General features: G+C 64.1%; 17 protein-coding genes and 1 tRNA gene. 16 read left to right on the top strand and 2 right to left on the bottom strand.

Annotated elements, in window-relative coordinates; translation table 11 throughout:
• The 11 genes from VN634_03470 to rpoC form a co-directional block, all read left to right on the top strand.
• Window positions 1-181: elongation factor Tu (locus VN634_03470; GenBank protein HXC49916.1), on the top strand; the 181-nt coding region annotated here is incomplete at its 5' end.
• 132 nt (window positions 182-313) lie between these two features.
• Window positions 314-466 carry a 50S ribosomal protein L33 gene (gene rpmG / locus VN634_03465; GenBank protein HXC49915.1) on the top strand — a complete coding sequence of 51 codons (153 nt, stop codon included), beginning with the start codon at window positions 314-316 and terminating at the stop codon, window positions 464-466.
• A 26-nt stretch (window positions 467-492) separates the two neighbouring features.
• Window positions 493-569, top strand: a tRNA-Trp gene (locus VN634_03460).
• Between the two features lie 48 nt (window positions 570-617).
• Entirely contained in the window at window positions 618-866 is a 249-nt protein-coding gene (gene secE / locus VN634_03455; protein HXC49914.1) for a preprotein translocase subunit SecE, read from the top strand.
• A 35-nt stretch (window positions 867-901) separates the two neighbouring features.
• Window positions 902-1,435, top strand: a complete 534-nt coding sequence (gene nusG / locus VN634_03450; GenBank protein HXC49913.1) for a transcription termination/antitermination protein NusG — start codon at window positions 902-904, stop codon at window positions 1,433-1,435.
• 3 nt (window positions 1,436-1,438) lie between these two features.
• Window positions 1,439-1,864, top strand: a complete 426-nt coding sequence (rplK, locus tag VN634_03445) for a 50S ribosomal protein L11 (GenBank protein HXC49912.1) — start codon at window positions 1,439-1,441, stop codon at window positions 1,862-1,864.
• A gap of 30 nt (window positions 1,865-1,894) precedes the next feature.
• Entirely contained in the window at window positions 1,895-2,596 is a 702-nt protein-coding gene (gene rplA, locus VN634_03440; protein ID HXC49911.1) for a 50S ribosomal protein L1, read from the top strand.
• A gap of 19 nt (window positions 2,597-2,615) precedes the next feature.
• Window positions 2,616-3,161, top strand: coding sequence for a 50S ribosomal protein L10 (rplJ, locus tag VN634_03435; protein ID HXC49910.1), 546 nt, complete (start codon window positions 2,616-2,618; stop codon window positions 3,159-3,161).
• A 186-nt stretch (window positions 3,162-3,347) separates the two neighbouring features.
• Entirely contained in the window at window positions 3,348-3,737 is a 390-nt protein-coding gene (gene rplL, locus VN634_03430) for a 50S ribosomal protein L7/L12 (protein ID HXC49909.1), read from the top strand.
• A gap of 232 nt (window positions 3,738-3,969) precedes the next feature.
• Window positions 3,970-8,103 carry a DNA-directed RNA polymerase subunit beta gene (gene rpoB / locus VN634_03425; protein HXC49908.1) on the top strand — a complete coding sequence of 1,378 codons (4,134 nt, stop codon included), beginning with the start codon at window positions 3,970-3,972 and terminating at the stop codon, window positions 8,101-8,103.
• Complete coding sequence (gene rpoC / locus VN634_03420) at window positions 8,103-12,257, top strand: DNA-directed RNA polymerase subunit beta' (GenBank protein HXC49907.1); 4,155 nt, start codon at window positions 8,103-8,105, stop codon at window positions 12,255-12,257. Before rpoB ends, rpoC begins: the two co-directional genes overlap by 1 nt.
• Window positions 12,258-12,367: 110 nt before the next feature.
• On the opposite strand, the gene VN634_03415 is transcribed toward rpoC, so the two are convergent.
• Window positions 12,368-13,210, bottom strand: coding sequence for a dienelactone hydrolase family protein (locus VN634_03415; protein ID HXC49906.1), 843 nt, complete (start codon window positions 13,208-13,210; stop codon window positions 12,368-12,370).
• A 92-nt stretch (window positions 13,211-13,302) separates the two neighbouring features.
• Between VN634_03415 and VN634_03410 the strand changes: the two genes are divergently transcribed.
• Window positions 13,303-14,301 carry a helix-turn-helix domain-containing protein gene (locus tag VN634_03410; protein HXC49905.1) on the top strand — a complete coding sequence of 333 codons (999 nt, stop codon included), beginning with the start codon at window positions 13,303-13,305 and terminating at the stop codon, window positions 14,299-14,301.
• Between the two features lie 30 nt (window positions 14,302-14,331).
• On the opposite strand, the gene VN634_03405 is transcribed toward VN634_03410, so the two are convergent.
• On the bottom strand, window positions 14,332-14,925 hold the full coding sequence (locus VN634_03405; protein HXC49904.1) for a hypothetical protein: 594 nt from the start codon (window positions 14,923-14,925) through the stop codon (window positions 14,332-14,334).
• 565 nt (window positions 14,926-15,490) lie between these two features.
• Between VN634_03405 and rpsL the strand changes: the two genes are divergently transcribed.
• The 4 genes from rpsL to VN634_03385 all read left to right on the top strand — a co-directional run.
• Window positions 15,491-15,862, top strand: a complete 372-nt coding sequence (gene rpsL / locus VN634_03400; protein ID HXC49903.1) for a 30S ribosomal protein S12 — start codon at window positions 15,491-15,493, stop codon at window positions 15,860-15,862.
• 17 nt (window positions 15,863-15,879) lie between these two features.
• Window positions 15,880-16,350 (top strand): 30S ribosomal protein S7, encoded by a 471-nt coding sequence (gene rpsG, locus VN634_03395; protein HXC49902.1) that lies wholly within the window; start codon window positions 15,880-15,882, stop codon window positions 16,348-16,350.
• A gap of 39 nt (window positions 16,351-16,389) precedes the next feature.
• On the top strand, window positions 16,390-18,474 hold the full coding sequence (fusA, locus tag VN634_03390) for an elongation factor G (GenBank protein HXC49901.1): 2,085 nt from the start codon (window positions 16,390-16,392) through the stop codon (window positions 18,472-18,474).
• 59 nt (window positions 18,475-18,533) lie between these two features.
• Window positions 18,534-18,645, top strand: a 112-nt coding sequence (locus VN634_03385) for a GTP-binding protein (GenBank protein ID HXC49900.1), incomplete at its 3' end; no start/stop codon positions are given.

The raw sequence follows: 18,645 nt of genomic DNA, 5'->3' as shown, positions 1-18,645 counted from the left end.
GACCGACGTCACGGGCGTCTGCACGCTGCCGGAAGGAACCGAGATGGTGATGCCGGGCGACACGGTTCAGCTCCAGGTTACGCTGATCATGCCGATCGCCATGGACGAAGGCCTGCGCTTCGCCATCCGCGAAGGCGGCCGCACCGTCGGCGCCGGCGTCGTCAGCAAGATTACGGAGTGAGGGCGAGAGCCCGAACGTTCATTAGATAGACGAAGTGAGCGCGAGAGAGCGCGAACAAGCAATGAGGGCGCGAGCCCGAACGTGAGACGGAAAGAGTGAGCGCGAAAGCGCGAACACGGAAGAGGAAAGACAATGCGAGATCAGATCGTACTCGCCTGTGAGGCCTGCAAGCGAAAGAACTACCGGGCGAGCCGCAACAAGAAGCTCTCGACCGACAAGCTTTCCAGGAAGAAGTTCTGCCCCGCGTGCCGCGTTCACACGCAACACAAGGAAGGCAAGGTTTGAACCTTCGCCGACCGCTCAGCGAGTGCGGGTCAGTAGCTCCAATTGGTAGAGCGTCGGACTCCAAATCCGAATGTTGCAGGTTCGAGTCCTGCCTGACCCGCCAGTTCGGCCAGCGGACGGGATGCTCAGAATGAAGAAGCGCGGAGCAGATATGGCAGCGACAGGGCAGACACAGAACGAGCCAACCTCGCCCAGGCCGGGTCCCACGCAGTGGGTCACGCAGGGGCGGACGTTCGCCGACGAGGCCGTCAACGAGCTGAAGCGCGTGTACTGGCCGTCGCGCAAGGAAACGCAGGCGTTCACCTGGGTCGTGCTCATCGTCGTGCTGGTGGTGTCGGCTTATCTGGGTGCGATCGACTACATGCTGTCGCTCGTGATGCGCGTAGCGTTCAATCGCTGATGATGCGTCAGGCGTTCTGAGGACAAGGAAGCGAGATGGCCGACAAGCAGTGGTACGTCGTGCACACGTACTCCGGATATGAACAGAGCGTGCGGAGGCAGCTCGAGGAGCGCATTCGTGCGTTCGGGCAGGAAAACCTCTTCGGCGAGACGCTGGTTCCGTCCGAGCAGGTCGTCGAGCTCGTCAAGGGAAAGAAGCGCACTGCGACGCGCAACCTGTACCCGGGTTACGTGCTCGTGCAGATGGAGCTGACCAACGACACCTGGCACACGGTCACGAGCACGCCGAAAGTCACGGGTTTCGTCGGCGGTTCGACCAACCCGCCTCCGGTTCCGGAGGAGGAAGTCAAGAAGATCGCGGTTCAGCTCCAGGAAGGGTCCACGCGGCCGAAAGCCAAGGTCGCATTCGAAGTCGGAGAGCAGGTCAAAGTCATCGACGGTCCGTTCGCGGATTTCAGCGGCGTCGTCGAAGAGGTCCGCGCCGACAAAGGCACGCTCAAGGTTGCGATCACCATCTTCGGACGTTCGACGTCCGTCGAGATGGAACTCGTACAAGTCGAGAAGATGTAAGTCATGGCGAAAAAAGTCGTCGATCAGGTCAAGCTTCAGATTCCATCCGGCAAGGCCAACCCGAGCCCGCCGGTCGGTCCCGCGCTGGGTCAGCGCGGCGTGAACATCATGGAGTTCTGCAAGGCGTTCAACGCCGCCACGCAGAGCATGGGCGACGTGCTCATTCCGGTGGTGATCACGGTCTATTCGGATCGTTCGTTCACGTTCGTGACGAAGACGCCGCCCGCTTCGGTGCTGCTGCTCAAGGCAGCCGGCATCGAGAAGGGCTCGCCGGTTCCGAACAAGAACAAGGTCGGAAAGGTTTCCGCCGCGCAGGTGCGGCAGATCGCGGAGCAGAAGCTTCCCGATCTCAATGCGAACGACGTCGCGGCCGCCATCCGCATCGTCGAAGGAACGGCCCGCAGCATGGGCATCACGGTCGAGGGCTGAGGAGGGCGCGAGCCCGACGGAGCAAGATGCATGGGAAAGGGTAAACGTTACGACAAGGCCGCCTCGGCGGTAGACCGTTCGAAGTTCCTCACGCTCGACGAAGCGATGGCGATCGTCGCCCGCGGCTCCGGCGCCAAGTTCGACGAGACCGTCGAGCTCGCGCTTCGCCTCGGCGTCGATCCGCGCCACGCCGACCAGAACGTGCGCGGCACCGTCTCGCTTCCTCACGGAACCGGCAAGACCGTGCGCGTCGCGGTCTTCGCGAAAGGCGAGAAGGCGAAGGAAGCCGAAGAAGCGGGCGCGGACTTCGTCGGCGGCGACGAGCTCGTCGCCAAGGTCAAGGACGAGAACTGGACCGATTTCGATCGCGCCGTCGCAACGCCCGACATGATGGGCTCGGTCGGACGCATCGGAAAGATCCTCGGACCACGCGGCCTCATGCCGAACCCGAAGATCGGCACCGTGACGATGGACGTCGCGCGCATCGTGCGCGAGCTCAAGGCCGGACAGGTCGAGTTCCGCGTCGAGAAAGCCGGGATCATCCAGGTCGGCGTCGGCAAGGTTTCGTTCGGAGCAGAGAAGCTTCTCGACAACGCCCGCACCGTTATCGCGAGCGTGGTGCGCGCCAAGCCGTCGACGGCCAAAGGCCAGTACATCCGCACGGCCTATGTCTCCTCGACGATGGGTCCCGGAGTCCCGATCGACACCGGCGACCTCAAGGTCGCGAGCTGACGGGTAGAGGACGACCACGATGAATCAGACAGAGAAAAACGTCGTCATTGGCGGGCTCGCCGAAAAATTCGGCCAGGCACCGCTCATTGCACTGTCGCAGTACCGCGGCCTCACCGTTGCGCAGATGACCGAGCTTCGCATCCAGCTGCGCTCGGTCGAAGGCGAGCTGCTGGTCGCGAAGAACACGCTGACGTGGCGCGCGGTCATGGACACCCCGAACAAGGTGATCGAGCCGCTGCTTTCCGGCCCGAACGTTCTCGCGTTCGGCTACGGCGACCCCGTCACGTTTGCGAAGGTCATCGACGGCTACGCCGCGAAGAATGAAAAGTTCGAGGTCAAGGGCGCCGTCATGGACGGAGTCCTGCTCGACAGGAAGCAGCTCGCCAAGCTCGCGACGATGCCGAGCAAGGACGAGCTCCGGGCCAAGCTGCTCGCGCTCATGATGACGCCGGCGACGATGCTCGTGCGGGTGCTGTCGGCTCCGGCCCAGCAGCTCGCGCAGGTGCTCGATGCGCGCCGCCGCGACCTCGAAAGCTCGGCTCCTGCGGAGAGCGCTGGAGCATAAGGAAACCGCCGCGGCGTTCGCGGCGACATGAAGAGATCGGCACGAAATGCCGATCACGGAATGCGGCAGATGACCCGGTAGCCGCGAAGTTCCGAAACAGAAGTCCTTCGAAAGGGGGGCGGACCGGGAAGAACGGGAACAATACGCGCCGGCGTGCGGATAGGACGACCGGCGAGGAGAAAAGAAATGGGTCTCAGTGTGGAAGAAAGAACGACTATCATCGAGAAGCTTTCGGCCGCGACGGTCCTCGAGATCGCCGAGCTGGTCAAGGAGCTCGAAGACAAGTGGGGCGTCAGCGCAGCAGCACCGGTTGCGGTGGCAGCAGCGGGCGGCGGCGCAGCCGCGCCAGCAGCAGCTGAAGCGAAAGACGAGTTCGACGTCATCCTGAAGGCGGCCGGCGAGAAGAAGATTCAGGTCATCAAGGTCGTGCGCGAGCTGACGGGCCTCGGCCTGAAGGAAGCGAAGGACCTGGTCGAGGGTGCGCCCAAGGCCGTCAAGGAAGGCGTGAACAAGGCCGATTCGGAAGCGATGAAGGCCAAGCTCGAAGCCGAAGGCGCCACCGTCGAGATCAAGTAACGGCGGCATCTACCGCGCGGTTGCTGTTTTTGGCAAGGTCAGTGGTTCCCAGTTGGCTGAGCGAGGGAGAAATCCCGAGCTCTGTGGTCGAGGGCGTTGGCCCGATTCTCGAGCGCGAGGGCGCGAGCCCCTGTACTTGAGAACGAGGTCGTGAGTCCGACCCGAGTCTGCGGCATCGAGCCGAAGACCCGGGTAAGGGCGCAAAGCCCGAGCACGCGGAAATGAGGTCGCAATGGCGCGAGTAACACAAAATTTCAGGCTGCGTCGGAATTTCGGGAAGCTTCGCAAGGTTCTGGATGTCCCCAATCTGATCGACATCCAGCGGCGATCGTATCTCGCGTTCCTGCAGGCCGACGATACCCCGGAAGGGCGTACCAATGTCGGCCTCCAGGGCGTGTTCAAGTCGGTGTTTCCGATCAAGGACTTCACCGGCACGGCCCAGCTCGATTTTGTCAGTTACATTATCGGAGCCCCCAAGTACGACGTTGCCGAGTGCCACCAGCGCGGCATGACGTACTCGGCTCCGCTGAAGGTCACCGTCCAGCTCGTCACGTGGGACGTCGATCCCGAGACGAGCGCGAAGACCCTCAAGGACATCAAGGAGCAGGAGGTCTACTTCGGCGAGATCCCGCTCATGACCGAGAACGGCACGTTCATGGTGAACGGCACGGAGCGCGTGATCGTCTCGCAGCTCCACCGCTCGCCGGGCGTGTTCTTCGATCATGACAAGGGTCGGACCAGCGCCGGCGGCCGCCTGTTGTTCAATGCCCGCGTCATTCCGTACCGCGGCTCGTGGCTCGACTTCGAGTTCGACGCCAAGGACATCCTGTACGTGCGCATCGATCGCCGCCGCAAGTTCCCGGCAACGGTGCTGCTGCGCGCGCTCGGGATGAACACCGAGGAGCTCCTCAACTTCTTCTATCCGGTCGACCACATCCGGATCGAAGGCCGCAAGGCGTGGAAGAAGTTCCAGCGCGAGACTCTCGATGGCCAGAAGGCCGCGCGCGACATCCGCCACCCGGCGAGCGATGAAGTGCTGGTGCGCGAGGGACGCAAGTTCACGCGCAAGGCGCTGCGCGACATGGAAGAGGCCGGTCTCGAGGAGATCCCGATCTCGTTCGACGAGATCATCGGCGGCATTCCGGCGCACGACATCGTCGATCCGAACACCGGCGAAGTCCTCGTCGAGGTCAACGGCACGATCAAGGCCGAGACCTTCGACCTGATGCGCGAGCGCGGCATCGATGACTTCCGCCTCGTCTACATCGACGAGCTCAACCGCGGACCGTCGCTGCGCAACACGCTCCTGCTCGACAAGATCGAGCGTACGGAAGATGCGATCATCGACATCTACCGGCGCCTGCGTCCGGGCGATCCGCCCACGCTCGACACCGCGACGGCGTTCTTCAACGACCTGTTCTTCAATGCCGACAAGTACGACCTGTCGGCGGTCGGACGCCTCAAGCTCAACCACAAGCTGGCCATCGACGTGCCGCTCGAGCAGGGCACGCTTCGCCGCGAGGACATCCTCCTCGTCGTGAACTATTTGATCCTGCTGAAGAACGGCAACGGCTCGATCGACGACATCGACCATCTCGGCAACCGCCGCGTAAGGACCGTCGGAGAGCTGGTCGAGAACCAGTACCGCATCGGCCTCTTGCGCATGGAGCGCGCGATCCGCGAGCGCATGAGCCTGCAGGATCTCGAGACGCTGATGCCGCAGGAGCTGATCAACTACAAGCCGGTCAGCGCGGTCATCAAGGAGTTCTTCGGCTCGAGCCAGCTCAGCCAGTTCATGGACCAGACCAATCCGCTGTCCGAGGTCACGCACAAGCGTCGTCTCTCGGCTCTCGGACCTGGCGGTCTCACGCGCGAGCGTGCCGGCTTCGACGTGCGCGACGTGCATCCGACGCACTACGGCCGCGTCTGTCCGATCGAGACGCCGGAAGGCCCGAACATCGGCCTGATCAGCTCGCTGTCGACGTTCGCGCGCATCAACGACTACGGCTTCGTCGAGACGCCGTATCGCCGCGTGAAGGATGGCCAGGTCAGCGACAACGTCGACTACCTGACGGCGCTTGCCGAGGAAGAGCAGGTCATCGCGCAGGCCAACGCGCCGATCAGCGACCAGGCGCGCTTTACGAGCGACCTCGTGGCCGCACGCCGCAAGGGCATCTCGCCGCAGGGCGAGCAGACGATGGATTCGACGATGGTCGGGCCCGAGCACGTGACGATGATGGACGTCTCGCCGACGCAGCTCGTCAGCGTGGCGGCCGCGCTCATCCCGTTCCTCGAGCACGACGACGCCAACCGCGCACTGATGGGATCGAACATGCAGCGCCAGGCCGTGCCGCTCCTTCGCACGGACGCGCCGCTGGTCGGCACCGGCATGGAAGCGATTGTCGCGCGCGATTCGGGCGTGACGTGCGTTGCCCGCCGTCCGGGTTACGTGGAGAGCGTCGACTCCGAGCGCATCGTCGTCAAGGCCGACAAGGCCGAAGGCGCGCAGGACCCGGGCGTCGACATCTACAACCTGACCAAGTACCAGCGCTCGAACCAGAACACCTGCATCAACCAGAAGCCGATCGTGCTCGAGGGCGACCGTGTCACCATCGGCGACGTGATCGCCGACGGACCGTCGACCGAATGCGGAGAGCTCGCGCTCGGGCGCAACGTGGTCGTCGCGTTCATGCCGTGGAACGGTTACAACTTCGAAGACTCGATCCTGGTCTCCGAAAAGCTCGCGAAGGAAGACTACTTCACCTCGGTCCACATCGAGGAGTTCGAGTGCGTCGCACGCGACACCAAGCTCGGACCCGAAGAGATCACCCGCGACATCCCGAACGTCGGCGAGGAAGCGCTGCGCGACCTCGACGAGGCCGGCATCATCCGCATCGGCGCCGAAGTCGGGCCGGGCGACATCCTGGTCGGCAAGATCACGCCGAAAGGCGAGACGCAGCTTTCTCCGGAAGAAAAGCTCCTGCGGGCAATCTTCGGCGAGAAGGCCGGCGAAGTGCGCGACACCTCCTTGCGCATGCCGCCGGGCACCGAAGGAACCGTCATCGATGCGCGCGTGTTCTCGCGCAAAGGCGTCAGCAAGGACGAGCGCGCCACGCGCATCGAGGAAGAGCAGCGCCGCAAGCTCGACAAGGACCGTGCGGACGAGCTCCGCATCATCCGCACGAGCGCGGTCGGCCAGATCCTCGGCCTGCTCGGCGACCGCCAGACCCAGACCCGCATCACCGACGACAACCGCCACGTGCTGCTCGCGAAGGACGCCGTCGTCAATCGCGAAGTGCTCGACGAGCTCCCGGCCCAGTACTGGGGCGAGATCAACGTCGGCGACGCGCGTGTCGAGGAAGAGCTCGCCCGCATCGTCGATGCGATGAAGTCGAAGAGCTACGCGATCAACTCGCAGTTCGATGCGAAGATCGAGCGGCTCTCGGCCGGCGACGAGCTCGCGCCGGGCGTCATCAAGATGGTCAAGGTGTTCGTGGCCATCAAGCGCCGGCTTCAGGTCGGCGACAAGATGGCCGGACGCCACGGCAACAAGGGCGTCGTCTCCAAGATCGTGCCGGAAGAGGACATGCCGTTCCTCGAAGACGGCACGCCCGTCGAGATCTGCCTGAACCCGCTCGGCGTTCCGTCGCGAATGAACGTCGGTCAGATCCTCGAGACGCATCTCGGGTGGGCCGCCAAGATCCTCGGCCGCAACATGTGGGAGCTCGCCGAAAAGGGCGACTACGAGGGCATCCGTGCTCTGGTGCGCAAGTCGTACAAGGGCGACGGCATCGATTCGTTTGCCGACGGACTCGATACCCGCGACCTGCACGTGCTTGCCGACAAGGCGCGCCGCGGTATCCACGTTGCAACCCCGGTGTTCGACGGCGCGAGCGAAGACGAGATCTTCGACCTGGTGGCGCTCGGTGGTCTTTCGATCACCGGACAGGAGCAGCTTCGCGACGGCAAGAGCGGAGAGCGCTTCGACATGCCGGTCACCGTCGGCGTCATGTACATGCTCAAGCTCCACCACCTGGTGGACGACAAGATCCACGCCCGCTCGACGGGCCCGTACTCGTTGGTCACGCAGCAGCCGCTCGGCGGCAAGGCCCAGTTCGGCGGCCAGCGACTCGGAGAAATGGAAGTGTGGGCGCTCGAAGCCTACGGCGCCGCCTACACGCTGCAGGAAATGCTCACCGTCAAATCGGACGACGTTGCCGGACGAACCCGCATGTATGAGTCCATCGTCAAGAGCGAGAACACGCTCGAGCCGGGACTTCCGGAATCGTTCAACGTCATGGTCAAGGAACTGCAATCGCTCTGCCTCGACGTCACGCTCGTCGAGAAGGAAGAGGAGGCCGCCTGATGGAGAACCTGCTTACGCAGCTGTTCGACAAGCCCAAGGATCCGCGCTGCTACACCGCCATTCGTATCGGGATCGCCTCTCCCGACACGATCCGTTCGTGGTCGCACGGTGAAGTGAAGAAACCCGAGACGATCAACTACAGGACGTTCAAGCCGGAGCGCGATGGCCTGTTCTGCGCAAAGATCTTCGGACCGACCAAGGACTACGAGTGCAACTGCGGCAAGTACAAGCGCATGCGGCACCGTGGCGTGGTCTGCGAGAAGTGCGGCGTCGAAGTCATCCAGAGCAAGGTGCGCCGTGAGCGCATGGGCCACATCGAGCTCGCGACGCCGATCGCGCACATCTGGTTCGTCAAGAGCCTGCCGAGCCGCATCGGCACGCTCGTCGACCTGACGCTGAAGCAGCTCGAGAAGGTTCTCTACTACGAGAGCTACATCGTCATCGATCCGCTCGATACGACGCTCGAGACCAACCAGCTCCTCGGCGAGATGGAATACCGCGCCAAGGTCGCCGAGTTCGGCCCCGGCAGCTTCGAAGCCGGCATGGGCGCCGAAGCCGTGCGCAAGGTGCTCGCGAACATCGACATCGACGACGTCGCCGACGACCTGCGCATCGCGCTGTCGGAGACGTCGAGCGAAGCCAAGCGCAAGAAGATCATCAAGCGCCTGAAGGTTGCCGAAGCGTTCCGCTCGTCGGGCTCGCATCCGGAGTGGATGGTGCTGCAGGTCATCCCGGTGATTCCGCCGGACCTGCGCCCGCTCGTGCCGCTCGACGGCGGCCGCTTTGCGACGTCGGACCTGAACGACCTCTACCGCCGCGTGATCAACCGCAACAACCGCTTGAAGCGCCTGATCGAGCTCAACGCGCCCGACATCATCGTGCGCAACGAGAAGCGCATGCTGCAGGAGGCCGTCGACGCCCTGTTCGACAACGGCCGCCGCGGCCGTCCGATCACGGGTGCCAACAAGCGGCCGCTGAAATCGCTGTCGGACATGCTCAAGGGCAAGACCGGCCGCTTCCGCCAGAACCTGCTCGGAAAGCGCGTCGATTACTCGGGCCGTTCGGTGATCGTCGTCGGTCCGGAGCTGCGCCTTCACCAGTGCGGGCTCCCGAAGAAGATGGCGCTCGAGCTGTTCAAGCCGTTCATCTACGGCAAGCTCGAAGAGCGCGGCCTCGTCACGACCATCAAGAGCGCAAAGAAGATGGTCGAGACCGAGCGTCCCGAAGTCTGGGACATTCTCGACGAGGTCATCCGCGAGCATCCGGTGATGCTCAACCGCGCACCGACCCTGCACCGTCTCGGCATCCAGGCGTTCGAGCCGGTGCTGATCGAGGGCAAGGCCATCCAGCTGCATCCGCTCGTCTGCGCGGCGTTCAACGCCGACTTCGACGGTGACCAGATGGCCGTGCACGTTCCGCTGTCGATCGAAGCCCAGGTCGAAGCGCGCGTGCTCATGATGTCGACCAACAACATCCTGTCGCCGGCGCACGGAAAGCCGATCATCGTGCCGACCCAGGACATCGTGCTCGGGCTCTACTACGCCACGCGCCACCGTCCCGGCGCGATGGGCGAGCAGAAGCGGTTCTCGAACTTCGAGGAAGTCCGCGTCGCCTATGACCAGGGCGCCGTTGCGCTGCACGCCGCGATCAAGGTCCGCCACGAAGGCAAGGTCGTCGATACTACCGTCGGACGCGTGCTCGTGTACGAGGTCGTGCCGCCGGACGTCGACTTCAAGTACGTCAACTGCGTGCTCACCAAGCGTACGCTCGGCGAGCTCGTCGACAGCACGTACCGCCAATGCGGCAACAAGGCGTGCGTTATCCTGGCCGATCGCCTGAAGGATCTCGGCTATGCGATGGCCACGCGCTCGGGCGCATCCATCTGCATCAAGGACATGAAGATCCCGGTCGGCAAGGGCCGCCTGCTCGGCGAGGCCGGCGACTCGGTTCGCGAGATCCAGAAGCAGTACGAAGCCGGCTTCATCACCAACGGCGAGCGCTACAACAAGGTCGTCGACATCTGGGCGAACGTGACCGACCGCATCGCCGAAGAGATGATGAGCGGCATCGCGACCGAGACCATCACGGTCCCGGCCGACGTGGCCGCCGGTGCCAAGGAAACCAAGCACGAAGTCGTCAGCTTCAATCCGGTGTTCATGATGGCCGACTCCGGTGCGCGCGGCAGCGCGCAGCAGATCCGCCAGCTTGCCGGCATGCGAGGCCTGATGGCCAAGCCGTCGGGCGAGATCATCGAGACGCCGATCACGGCGAACTTCCGTGAAGGCCTGACCGTGCTGCAGTACTTCATCTCGACGCACGGCGCACGAAAGGGTCTTGCCGATACGGCACTGAAGACCGCGAACTCGGGTTACCTGACCCGCCGCCTCGTCGACGTCGCACAGGACTGCGTGATCACCACGGAGGACTGCGGCGCGCTCGACGGCATCGACATCACGCCGCTGATCGAAGGCGGCGAGATCATCGAGCGCCTCGGCGACCGTATTCTCGGACGCGTTGCGCTCGAGGACATTCTCGATCCGTTCTCGAACGAAGTGCTCGTCGCGGCCGGAAAGGAAATCGACGAGGGGCTCGTCGAGATCATCGAGAACGCCGGTGTCGAGCGCGTGACCATCCGCTCGGTGCTGACCTGCCAGGTCCGCCGCGGCGTCTGCGCGCTGTGCTACGGACGCGACCTCGCGCGCGGCAAGCTCGTCGGCATGGGCGAATCGATCGGCGTCATCGCGGCGCAGTCGATCGGCGAGCCGGGAACGCAGCTGACGATGCGTACGTTCCACATCGGTGGTACGGCCAGCCGCCGCGCCGAGCGCACCACGCTCGAGCCGCGCAACGACGGTGTCGTGCGCTTCGTGTCGGTCGAGTTCGTCGAAGACCGTGACGGCCACCTCGTCGTCATGAACCGCAACGCCGAGATCTCGATCGTCGAAGTGCTCGAGGAAGGCCAGCAGCGCGAGCGCGAGCGGTATCCGCTCGTGCACGGTGCGCGTATCCGCAAGCGCGACGGCGAGCGCGTCAAGGCCGGCGAGCTGATCGCCGAGTGGGACCCGTTCATGACGCCGATCATCACCGACGTCGGCGGCAGCGCGCACTTCGAGGACATCGTCGACAGCGAGACGATGGAAGAGCGCGTCGATCCGAACACGGGTCTGGCGACCAAAGTCATCACGGCTTCGAAGGCCGCGAAGGACCGCCGCCCGACGATCATCATCCGCGACGCCGAAGGGCGGCCGATGCTGCGTCCGCGCGGCAACGAAGCGCGTTACTCGCTGCCCGAAGGCGCCTACCTCAACGCCGAGGAAGGCACGCAGGTCATGCCGGGTGACGTCATCGCGAAGATTCCGCGAGAGACGACCAAGACCAAGGACATCACCGGCGGTCTGCCGCGTGTGGCCGAGCTTTTCGAGGCACGGCGCCCGAAAGAGATTGCGGCCATCAGCGACATCGACGGCGTCGTCTCGTTCGGCAAGGACACCAAGGGCAAGAGGAAGATCGTGGTTTCGCCCGATGCCGGCGATCCGCGCGAGTTCCTGATCGGCAAGGGCAAGCACATCCTCGTGCAGGAAGGCGACTACATCCGCGCGGGGCAGCAGCTCCACGCCGGGTCGTCGAACCCGCACGACATTCTCACCGTCAAGGGCGAGAAGGAGCTTGCGGCCTACATGGTCGACGAGGTGCAGGAGATCTACCGTCTCCAGGGCGTGCGCATCAACGACAAGCACATCGAGGTGATCGTTCGCCAGATGCTGCGTCGCGTACGCGTCAAGGATCCGGGCGATTCGACCATGCTGGTCGGCGACCAGATCGAGAAGGGCCGCTTCGAGGACCTCAACAACGGTCTGCTCGAAGAGGGCAAGCGCCCGGTCATCGCCGAGCCGATGCTGCTCGGCATCACGAAGGCGAGCCTCGCGACGGAAAGCTTCATCTCGGCCGCATCCTTCCAGGAGACGACCAAGGTGCTGACCGAAGCGGCGGTGTACGGGTGGACCGATCACCTGCGCGGGCTGAAAGAGAACGTCATCATGGGCCGGCTCATTCCGGCCGGCACGGGTCTGGTCGGTTATCTCGGCGTCGACATCGACGTGCCGGGTGTCGGCGAGCAGGCCGAGGACGATCTGACGCAGGCGCTCAGGCTCTGACGCAGCGATCGAGCAGAACTCTGCTCATGAAAGAACGGCCCGCTCTCCGGTTACGGAGGCGGGCCGTTTTTTGTCGTACGTCGGGCGTCTTCCCGGCCTGGATTCCCGTTTCAGGACACGAGCCGCTTCCGGAAGAATTCGAGGATTTCGTCGCGTGCGGCAGTGGTCGGCTGCCCCGCCTGATCGATGAGATGCTGCGTGACGACGCTGTGCGGAGTCGACACGTACTCAGCGAAAAATGGCGACACGTCGCTATTGGCCGCGCTGTCCGGCAAGACTCGTCCGACGAAACGCTCGCCGAGCGCCCGGGAGTATGCGGCGAAGCGCTCGCCGCGGCAGAACGCGTCGCCTTCGAAGCGGAAGGCGAGCACCGAGAGATCGTCCTTCCGGAGACGTGCAGCCACATCGTTCAGATCCTCGTCCGAGATCTCGATACCGGCGGGGTCGTCCAGCGGAAGCGATGGTTGTGACAGCACCGGCGCAAGCATCGCCGGCTCGAGCATCATCGTGAGCGCGAAATTGCCCGTGAAACACATGCCGATCGCGCCGACGCCGGGGCCTCCACATTCCTCATGAGCAAGACGAGCGAGCGCGCGCAGCCACTGCGTGACCCGGCTCGATGCCCCGGCGCCAAAAGCACGGAACTCGGCACTCATGCAAGCCCGCCGGAAAACGGCGGCTCCTTCCTCCGCGCCCGGCACGGCGCCGTCGCGCCCGAAGAGCGAAGGCATGTAGACGGTGAAGTCGGCATCGCGCACCCAGCGGGCGAAACGCGCAACGTGAGGACTGATTCCTGGCATCTCCGTCATCACGATGACGGCTGGCCCGGAGCCCGCGACGTAGACGACCTTCGTCGCGTTCTCGAAACGGATCTCGCGTTTCACGAAGTCCGCGAGAGAATCATCTTCGTTGACGCTGACGAGCGATCTCGCGGTCGTAGTTCTGTTCGGCATCGGGGCCTCCTTGCGAACGAGCGGCAGATTGAACTGCAGAAAGAGATGGACGGCCAGTGTCGGATAAGACATCTTTAGGGCGGTTTCAGACGATGGTCGATTTTACCGTTCTGGTGCTTCCCGGTGCCTATGCGACGAGCGTCGCTGTAACTCTCGACGTCCTTCGCGCTGCATCGCAGGTGGCGCCACGCGTGAAGTCCGCGCGTCCAACCTGGCGTGTCCTCTCGCCGGCGGGAGGAGGCACGATGCTGAGCAGCGGCATGCAGGTCGAGACCGTCGCCATGCCCGCTATGCGCGCTATACAGAAGAAGAGCCGCAGCGACTTCTCCACGTGGATGGTGCCGGGCCTCGGGCTCGAAACCCCTGAAGCAATCTCGGCCCGATTGTCGAGTGCCGACACAAGGGACGCGATCCGCGCTCTCGCGGCGCATGCTTCGCGCGGCGGCCATGTGGCGGCCTCGTGTTCGGCGGTCTTCCTGCTTCAGGCTGCCGGCCTGCTGGCGAGGCGACGCGTAACGACGACGTGGTGGCTGGCATCCGAACTGCAGAAGCGCGAGCCGTCGTGCATCGTCGATGCGGACCGCATGGTCTGCGCCGACGGTCCTGTGAGTACGGCTGGTGCGGCGTTTGCCCAGACGGATCTCATGCTTCACGTGCTGCGCGAGAAGTTCGGAGTCGCCCTTGCCGATGCGGTCGCGCGCGTGCTGCTCATCGACGCGCGCCACGCGCAGTCGAACTTCGTCGTGCCGACGATGCTGTCGAATGGCAATGAGCTGGTCGCCCGGCTCGTGGCGCGTATCGAAACTGCGCTGCCGAATCCGCCACGCGTCGAAACCCTGGCCGCAGAGCTCGCGATGTCACCAAGGACGCTTGCGCGGCAGGTTCGGCAGGCCACAGGCCGCAGCCCGATGGCCCTGATCCAGACTGTGCGACTCAATCGGGCTCGCATGCTGATCGAATCGAGCCGTTTGTCGGTCGAATCGGTGGCTGAGCAGGTCGGTTACGCGGACGCGACGGCGCTGCGCCGGATGATGCGCAGGATGTCCGGCAGCAGCCCGAGCCGCTACCGCGCGGCCGTGGTCCGGCGCTGACGCTCGCGCGTTCGGCTGCTCTCCCGGCGCTTACTTCCTCGGCGGTGCGTGAAGCTTCTCCGCAATCTCGTCGAGCACCGTGCGTTCCGCCTTCGCGATGCCGCTCGAGATCCCGAGCTTCTTTGCGAGCCCGCCGCCGGCTGCCTCGGCAACCTGGCGACACGTGGCAAGTATCGAAGAGATATTCTGTTCGCGCTCGGCGGCGGGGAGCAGGGAGAATCCGATCTGCATTGCCTGGAGTGCTGCCTCGACGATGGCGTGCGACGGCCGCTCGCGCAGCCATTCGAGCAGCTTGTCGTGCGCCGGCGTGCCGGGAGTCAGTCCGCGCTCTTCGGCAGCAGCGACGACGATGGCCTTCTCGGCCTCGTCGACATGACCGTCAGCCCAGGCCACTTCGACCAGCGGTGCGGCCAGGATCGCGGAGCCCGTCTCCTGGTCAAGGCCGAGCTCACCGATGCGACGGAGCAGCTCCGGGTCGTCGACGCGCAGAACGTCGCCGAGCGCCCTGGCGATCTCGTCGATCCGCGCGCGCTCGCGCATCTTCGCGATCAGCTTTTCTTCCTGGCGGCGAATGTAGTTGGTCTCTTCGCCGCGTTCCTTTTCGTGCAGGAGGTCTTTCGCCATGGTCCCGGAACGTACCCGGCCCGGGCTGAAGATTGTAATGGGGCTGGGCGGGGACCGCGTGAACTGCCGAGGAGAATAGATAGCAAAAACGCGCGTCGGTCATTGACCGGCGACCCGCAGACACGCGTTTCAAGCTCGGCGGCTGCGCCGGTTTCTTTGAAAAAACCACGCGGCGCAAAAAAAGTTCCGCGTTTCGCTACCGTTTTCATGAAAACCCGGTAGACCTCCCCGATTCCGGCGTCGGGACTGCGCACAGCAACCCCTCCGCCCGCTATGGCCGCGCACCCGTGCGGCCGAGAAAGCGGCCATCCCTTACGGTGGCCGAGACGAGCCCGAAGCAAGTACCCGGAAACGGGGAAGCCCCGGGAATGACGAGTCGAGACCCGGCAATGCGGCGCAAGCTGCAGCCCGGGCAAAAAACCCAGCCACGGCGGGGAATGCGCTGCGTCGCACGCGTTTGACCCTGCCCGTAGGCCTACATAGTTTCGGCGATTCTTTGGTGCCCGGATGTGGCTCTATCGGCCACGCTTCGACGCACCGACCGATCGCAAGAACAGGAGAGATTGTGCCGACGATCAATCAGCTCGTCCGCAAGGGCAGGCAGAAACTCGCCGTCAAGACGACGGCGCCCGCGCTCGACAAGAGCCCGCAGCGGCGGGGCGTGTGTACACGCGTGTACACATCGACTCCCAAGAAGCCGAATTCGGCTCTACGCAAGGTCGCGCGTGTGCGTTTGACCAACGGGATCGAGGTCACGGCCTACATCCCGGGTGTGGGCCACAATCTCCAGGAACACTCGGTGGTGCTGATCCGCGGCGGCCGAGTCAAGGATCTGCCGGGCGTCCGCTACCACGTTGTGCGTGGAACGCTGGACTCAGTCGGTGTCACCGACCGCAGGCAGGGTCGTTCGAAATACGGCGCCAAGCGCCCCAAGTAGAGAATCGGTAACCGGTAATGTCGCGAAAAGGACCTGCAAGAAAACGAGAGCTGCTTCCGGACCCGGTCTATCACGACCGCGTCGTCACGCAGTTCATCAACTGCATGCAAGAGCACGGCAAGAAGAGCATTGCCGAGAGCGTGTTCTACGGCGCCGTCGAGACGGTCGAAGGTCGCCTGAAAGAAAGCGGTCTCGACATGTTCAAGCGCGCGCTCGACAACGTGAAGCCGGCCGTCGAAGTGCGCTCACGCCGCGTCGGCGGCGCCACGTACCAGGTGCCGGTCGAGGTGCGCTCGTCGCGCCAGGTCGCGCTCGCGATCCGCTGGCTGATTTCCAATGCGCGCTCGCGGCCCGAACGCACGATGAGGGACCGGCTCGCCGGTGAGCTCATCGACGCGTCGAACAATCGCGGCGGCGCAGTCAAGAAACGCGAAGACACACATCGCATGGCAGAGGCCAACAAGGCCTTCGCCCATTACCGCTGGTAAACGGAGGAGCTTCGACGGCTTTTTGCCCGGCTCACGATCATGGCGCGTAAGACACCAATCTCCAGGACCCGGAACATCGGAATCATGGCCCACATCGATGCGGGCAAGACGACGACGACCGAGCGGATCCTGTTCTACACCGGAATCAGCCACAAGATCGGCGAAGTGCACGATGGTGCCGCGACGATGGACTGGATGGTGCAGGAGCAGGAACGCGGCATCACGATCACGTCCGCCGCGACCACGTGCTTCTGGCGCGACCATCGCGTCAACATCATCGACACGCCCGGACACGTCGACTTCACGATCGAAGTCGAACGTTCGCTGCGAGTGCTCGACGGCGCATGCGCCGTATTCTGCGCGGTCGGCGGCGTCGAGCCGCAGTCCGAGACAGTCTGGCGCCAGGCCGACCGTTACCGCGTTCCGCGCGTTGCATTCATCAACAAGATGGATCGCGTCGGCGCGGACTTCGACGAAGTCGTCGGCCAGATCCGCGATCGCCTGCGCGCTCCCGCCATTCCCATCCAGATTCCGATCGGCAAGGAAGAGAATTTCACAGGCGTCATCGACCTCGTGAACATGAAAGCCGTCAGCGCCGAAGAGGCCGACATGGGCTGGACGGTGATCACGAGCGAGATCCCCGCCGACATGCTCGACGACGCCAAGGCCGCGCGCGATGCGCTCGTCGAGGCTGCCGCCGATTCCGACGAAGCCGTGCTCGAGAAGTTCCTCGGCGGCGAAGAAGTCACCGCCAAAGAGCTCGGCGCGGCGATCCGTAAAGGCACGATCGCGATGACGCTCGTGCCCGTGCTCTGCGGCACTGCGTTCAAGAACAAGGGCGTGCAGCAGCTCCTCGACGCGGTCGTCGACTACCTGCCGTCGCCGAACGACGTTCCGCCGATGGTCGGCATGGATCCGGACGACAAGGTCACCGAGGTGCTTCGTCCGCCCACCGACGACACTCCGTTCTCGGCGCTCGCGTTCAAGATCATGACCGATCCGTTCGTCGGCACGCTGACGTTCATGCGCGTGTACTCGGGCCACGCGAAGGTCGGCGACCAGGTGCTCAACGTCACGCGCGGCAAGAAAGAGCGCGTCGGCCGCCTGCTCAAGATGCACGCGAACAACCGCGAAGACGTCGAAGAAGTATACGCGGGCGACATCGTCGCGGCCGTCGGCATGAAGACCGCGATCACCGGCGACACGATCTGCGATCCGAAAGATCCGGTCCTGCTCGAGAGCATGACGTTCCCGGAGCCCGTGATCTCGGTTGCCATCGAGCCGAAGACCAAGGCCGACCGCGAAAAGATCTCCGACGCGCTCGGCAAGATTGCGCACGAAGATCCGTCATTCCGCATCCGCCAGGACGAAGAAACCGGCCAGACGATCATCTCCGGAATGGGCGAGCTGCATCTCGAGATCATCGTCGATCGCATGCTGCGCGAGTTCAAAGTCGACGCGAACGTCGGCAAGCCGCAGGTCGCATACCGCGAGACGCCCCGCAAGACGGTCGACCACAAGCTGCGCTACGCGAAGCAGTCGGGCGGTCGCGGCCAGTTCGCCGAAGTGGCCATCGAGCTTTCTCCGCTCGAAGCCGGCAAGGGCTACGAGTTCGTCGATGCGATCAAGGGCGGCACGATTCCGCGCGAGTACGTTCCGGCCGTCCAGAAGGGCCTGATCGAAGCGCTGACCGCGGGCCCGCTCGCCGGCTATCCGGTGATCGACTGCCGCGTGAAGCTGTACGACGGCTCGTACCACGAAGTCGATTCGTCCGAGATGGCGTTCAAGATCTGCTCGTCGATGGCGTTCAAGGAAGCCATGCGCAAGGCGTCGCCGGTGCTGCTCGAGCCGATCATGGCCGTCGAGGTCGTGGTTCCGGACCAGTACATGGGCGACGTGATCGGTGACCTCAACAGCCGTCGCGGCCGCATCCAGAACCAGACGTCGCGCGGCGGTGCCCAGATCATCACGGCGCACGTGCCGCTCGCGAACATGTTCGGTTATGCGACCGACGTGCGCTCGCGCACGCAGGGTCGCGCCACGTACACGATGCAGTTCGATCATTACGATCCGGTGCCGAACTCGGTAGCGGAAGAGCTGACAGCCCGCGTAGGCGCTGCCTGATCGCACGCGATCGCAGCCTTAACGAAGAACCTTAGAGTCCGGACTAAAGGAGCTAGGCCATGGCCAAGGAAACATTCAAACGTACCAAGCCGCACGTCAACGTGGGTACGATTGGTCACGTCGATCACGGCAAGACGACGCTTACGGCGGCGATCACGCTGGTTCAGAGCA

It is taken from the genome of Candidatus Limnocylindrales bacterium, assembly GCA_035571835.1.
In the GTDB taxonomy this organism is placed as follows: Bacteria; Desulfobacterota; Binatia; order UBA1149; family CAITLU01; genus DATNBU01.
Note: the sequence above shows the minus strand (reverse complement) of the source record. Positions and strands in the feature narration are given on the sequence as shown.

Bases quoted from the DNA above. Each gene is read 5' to 3' on its own strand.
- rpmG (HXC49915.1), top strand. From the start codon at position 314: ATGCGAGATCAGATCGTACTCGCCTGTGAGGCCTGCAAGCGAAAGAAC.
- secE (HXC49914.1), top strand. From the start codon at position 618: ATGGCAGCGACAGGGCAGACACAGAACGAGCCAACCTCGCCCAGGCCG.
- nusG (HXC49913.1), top strand. From the start codon at position 902: ATGGCCGACAAGCAGTGGTACGTCGTGCACACGTACTCCGGATATGAA.
- rplK (HXC49912.1), top strand. From the start codon at position 1,439: ATGGCGAAAAAAGTCGTCGATCAGGTCAAGCTTCAGATTCCATCCGGC.
- rplA (HXC49911.1), top strand. From the start codon at position 1,895: ATGGGAAAGGGTAAACGTTACGACAAGGCCGCCTCGGCGGTAGACCGT.
- rplJ (HXC49910.1), top strand. From the start codon at position 2,616: ATGAATCAGACAGAGAAAAACGTCGTCATTGGCGGGCTCGCCGAAAAA.
- rplL (HXC49909.1), top strand. From the start codon at position 3,348: ATGGGTCTCAGTGTGGAAGAAAGAACGACTATCATCGAGAAGCTTTCG.
- rpoB (HXC49908.1), top strand. From the start codon at position 3,970: ATGGCGCGAGTAACACAAAATTTCAGGCTGCGTCGGAATTTCGGGAAG.
- rpoC (HXC49907.1), top strand. From the start codon at position 8,103: ATGGAGAACCTGCTTACGCAGCTGTTCGACAAGCCCAAGGATCCGCGC.
- VN634_03415 (HXC49906.1), bottom strand. From the start codon at position 13,210: ATGCCGAACAGAACTACGACCGCGAGATCGCTCGTCAGCGTCAACGAA.
- VN634_03410 (HXC49905.1), top strand. From the start codon at position 13,303: ATGGTCGATTTTACCGTTCTGGTGCTTCCCGGTGCCTATGCGACGAGC.
- VN634_03405 (HXC49904.1), bottom strand. From the start codon at position 14,925: ATGGCGAAAGACCTCCTGCACGAAAAGGAACGCGGCGAAGAGACCAAC.
- rpsG (HXC49902.1), top strand. From the start codon at position 15,880: ATGTCGCGAAAAGGACCTGCAAGAAAACGAGAGCTGCTTCCGGACCCG.
- fusA (HXC49901.1), top strand. From the start codon at position 16,390: ATGGCGCGTAAGACACCAATCTCCAGGACCCGGAACATCGGAATCATG.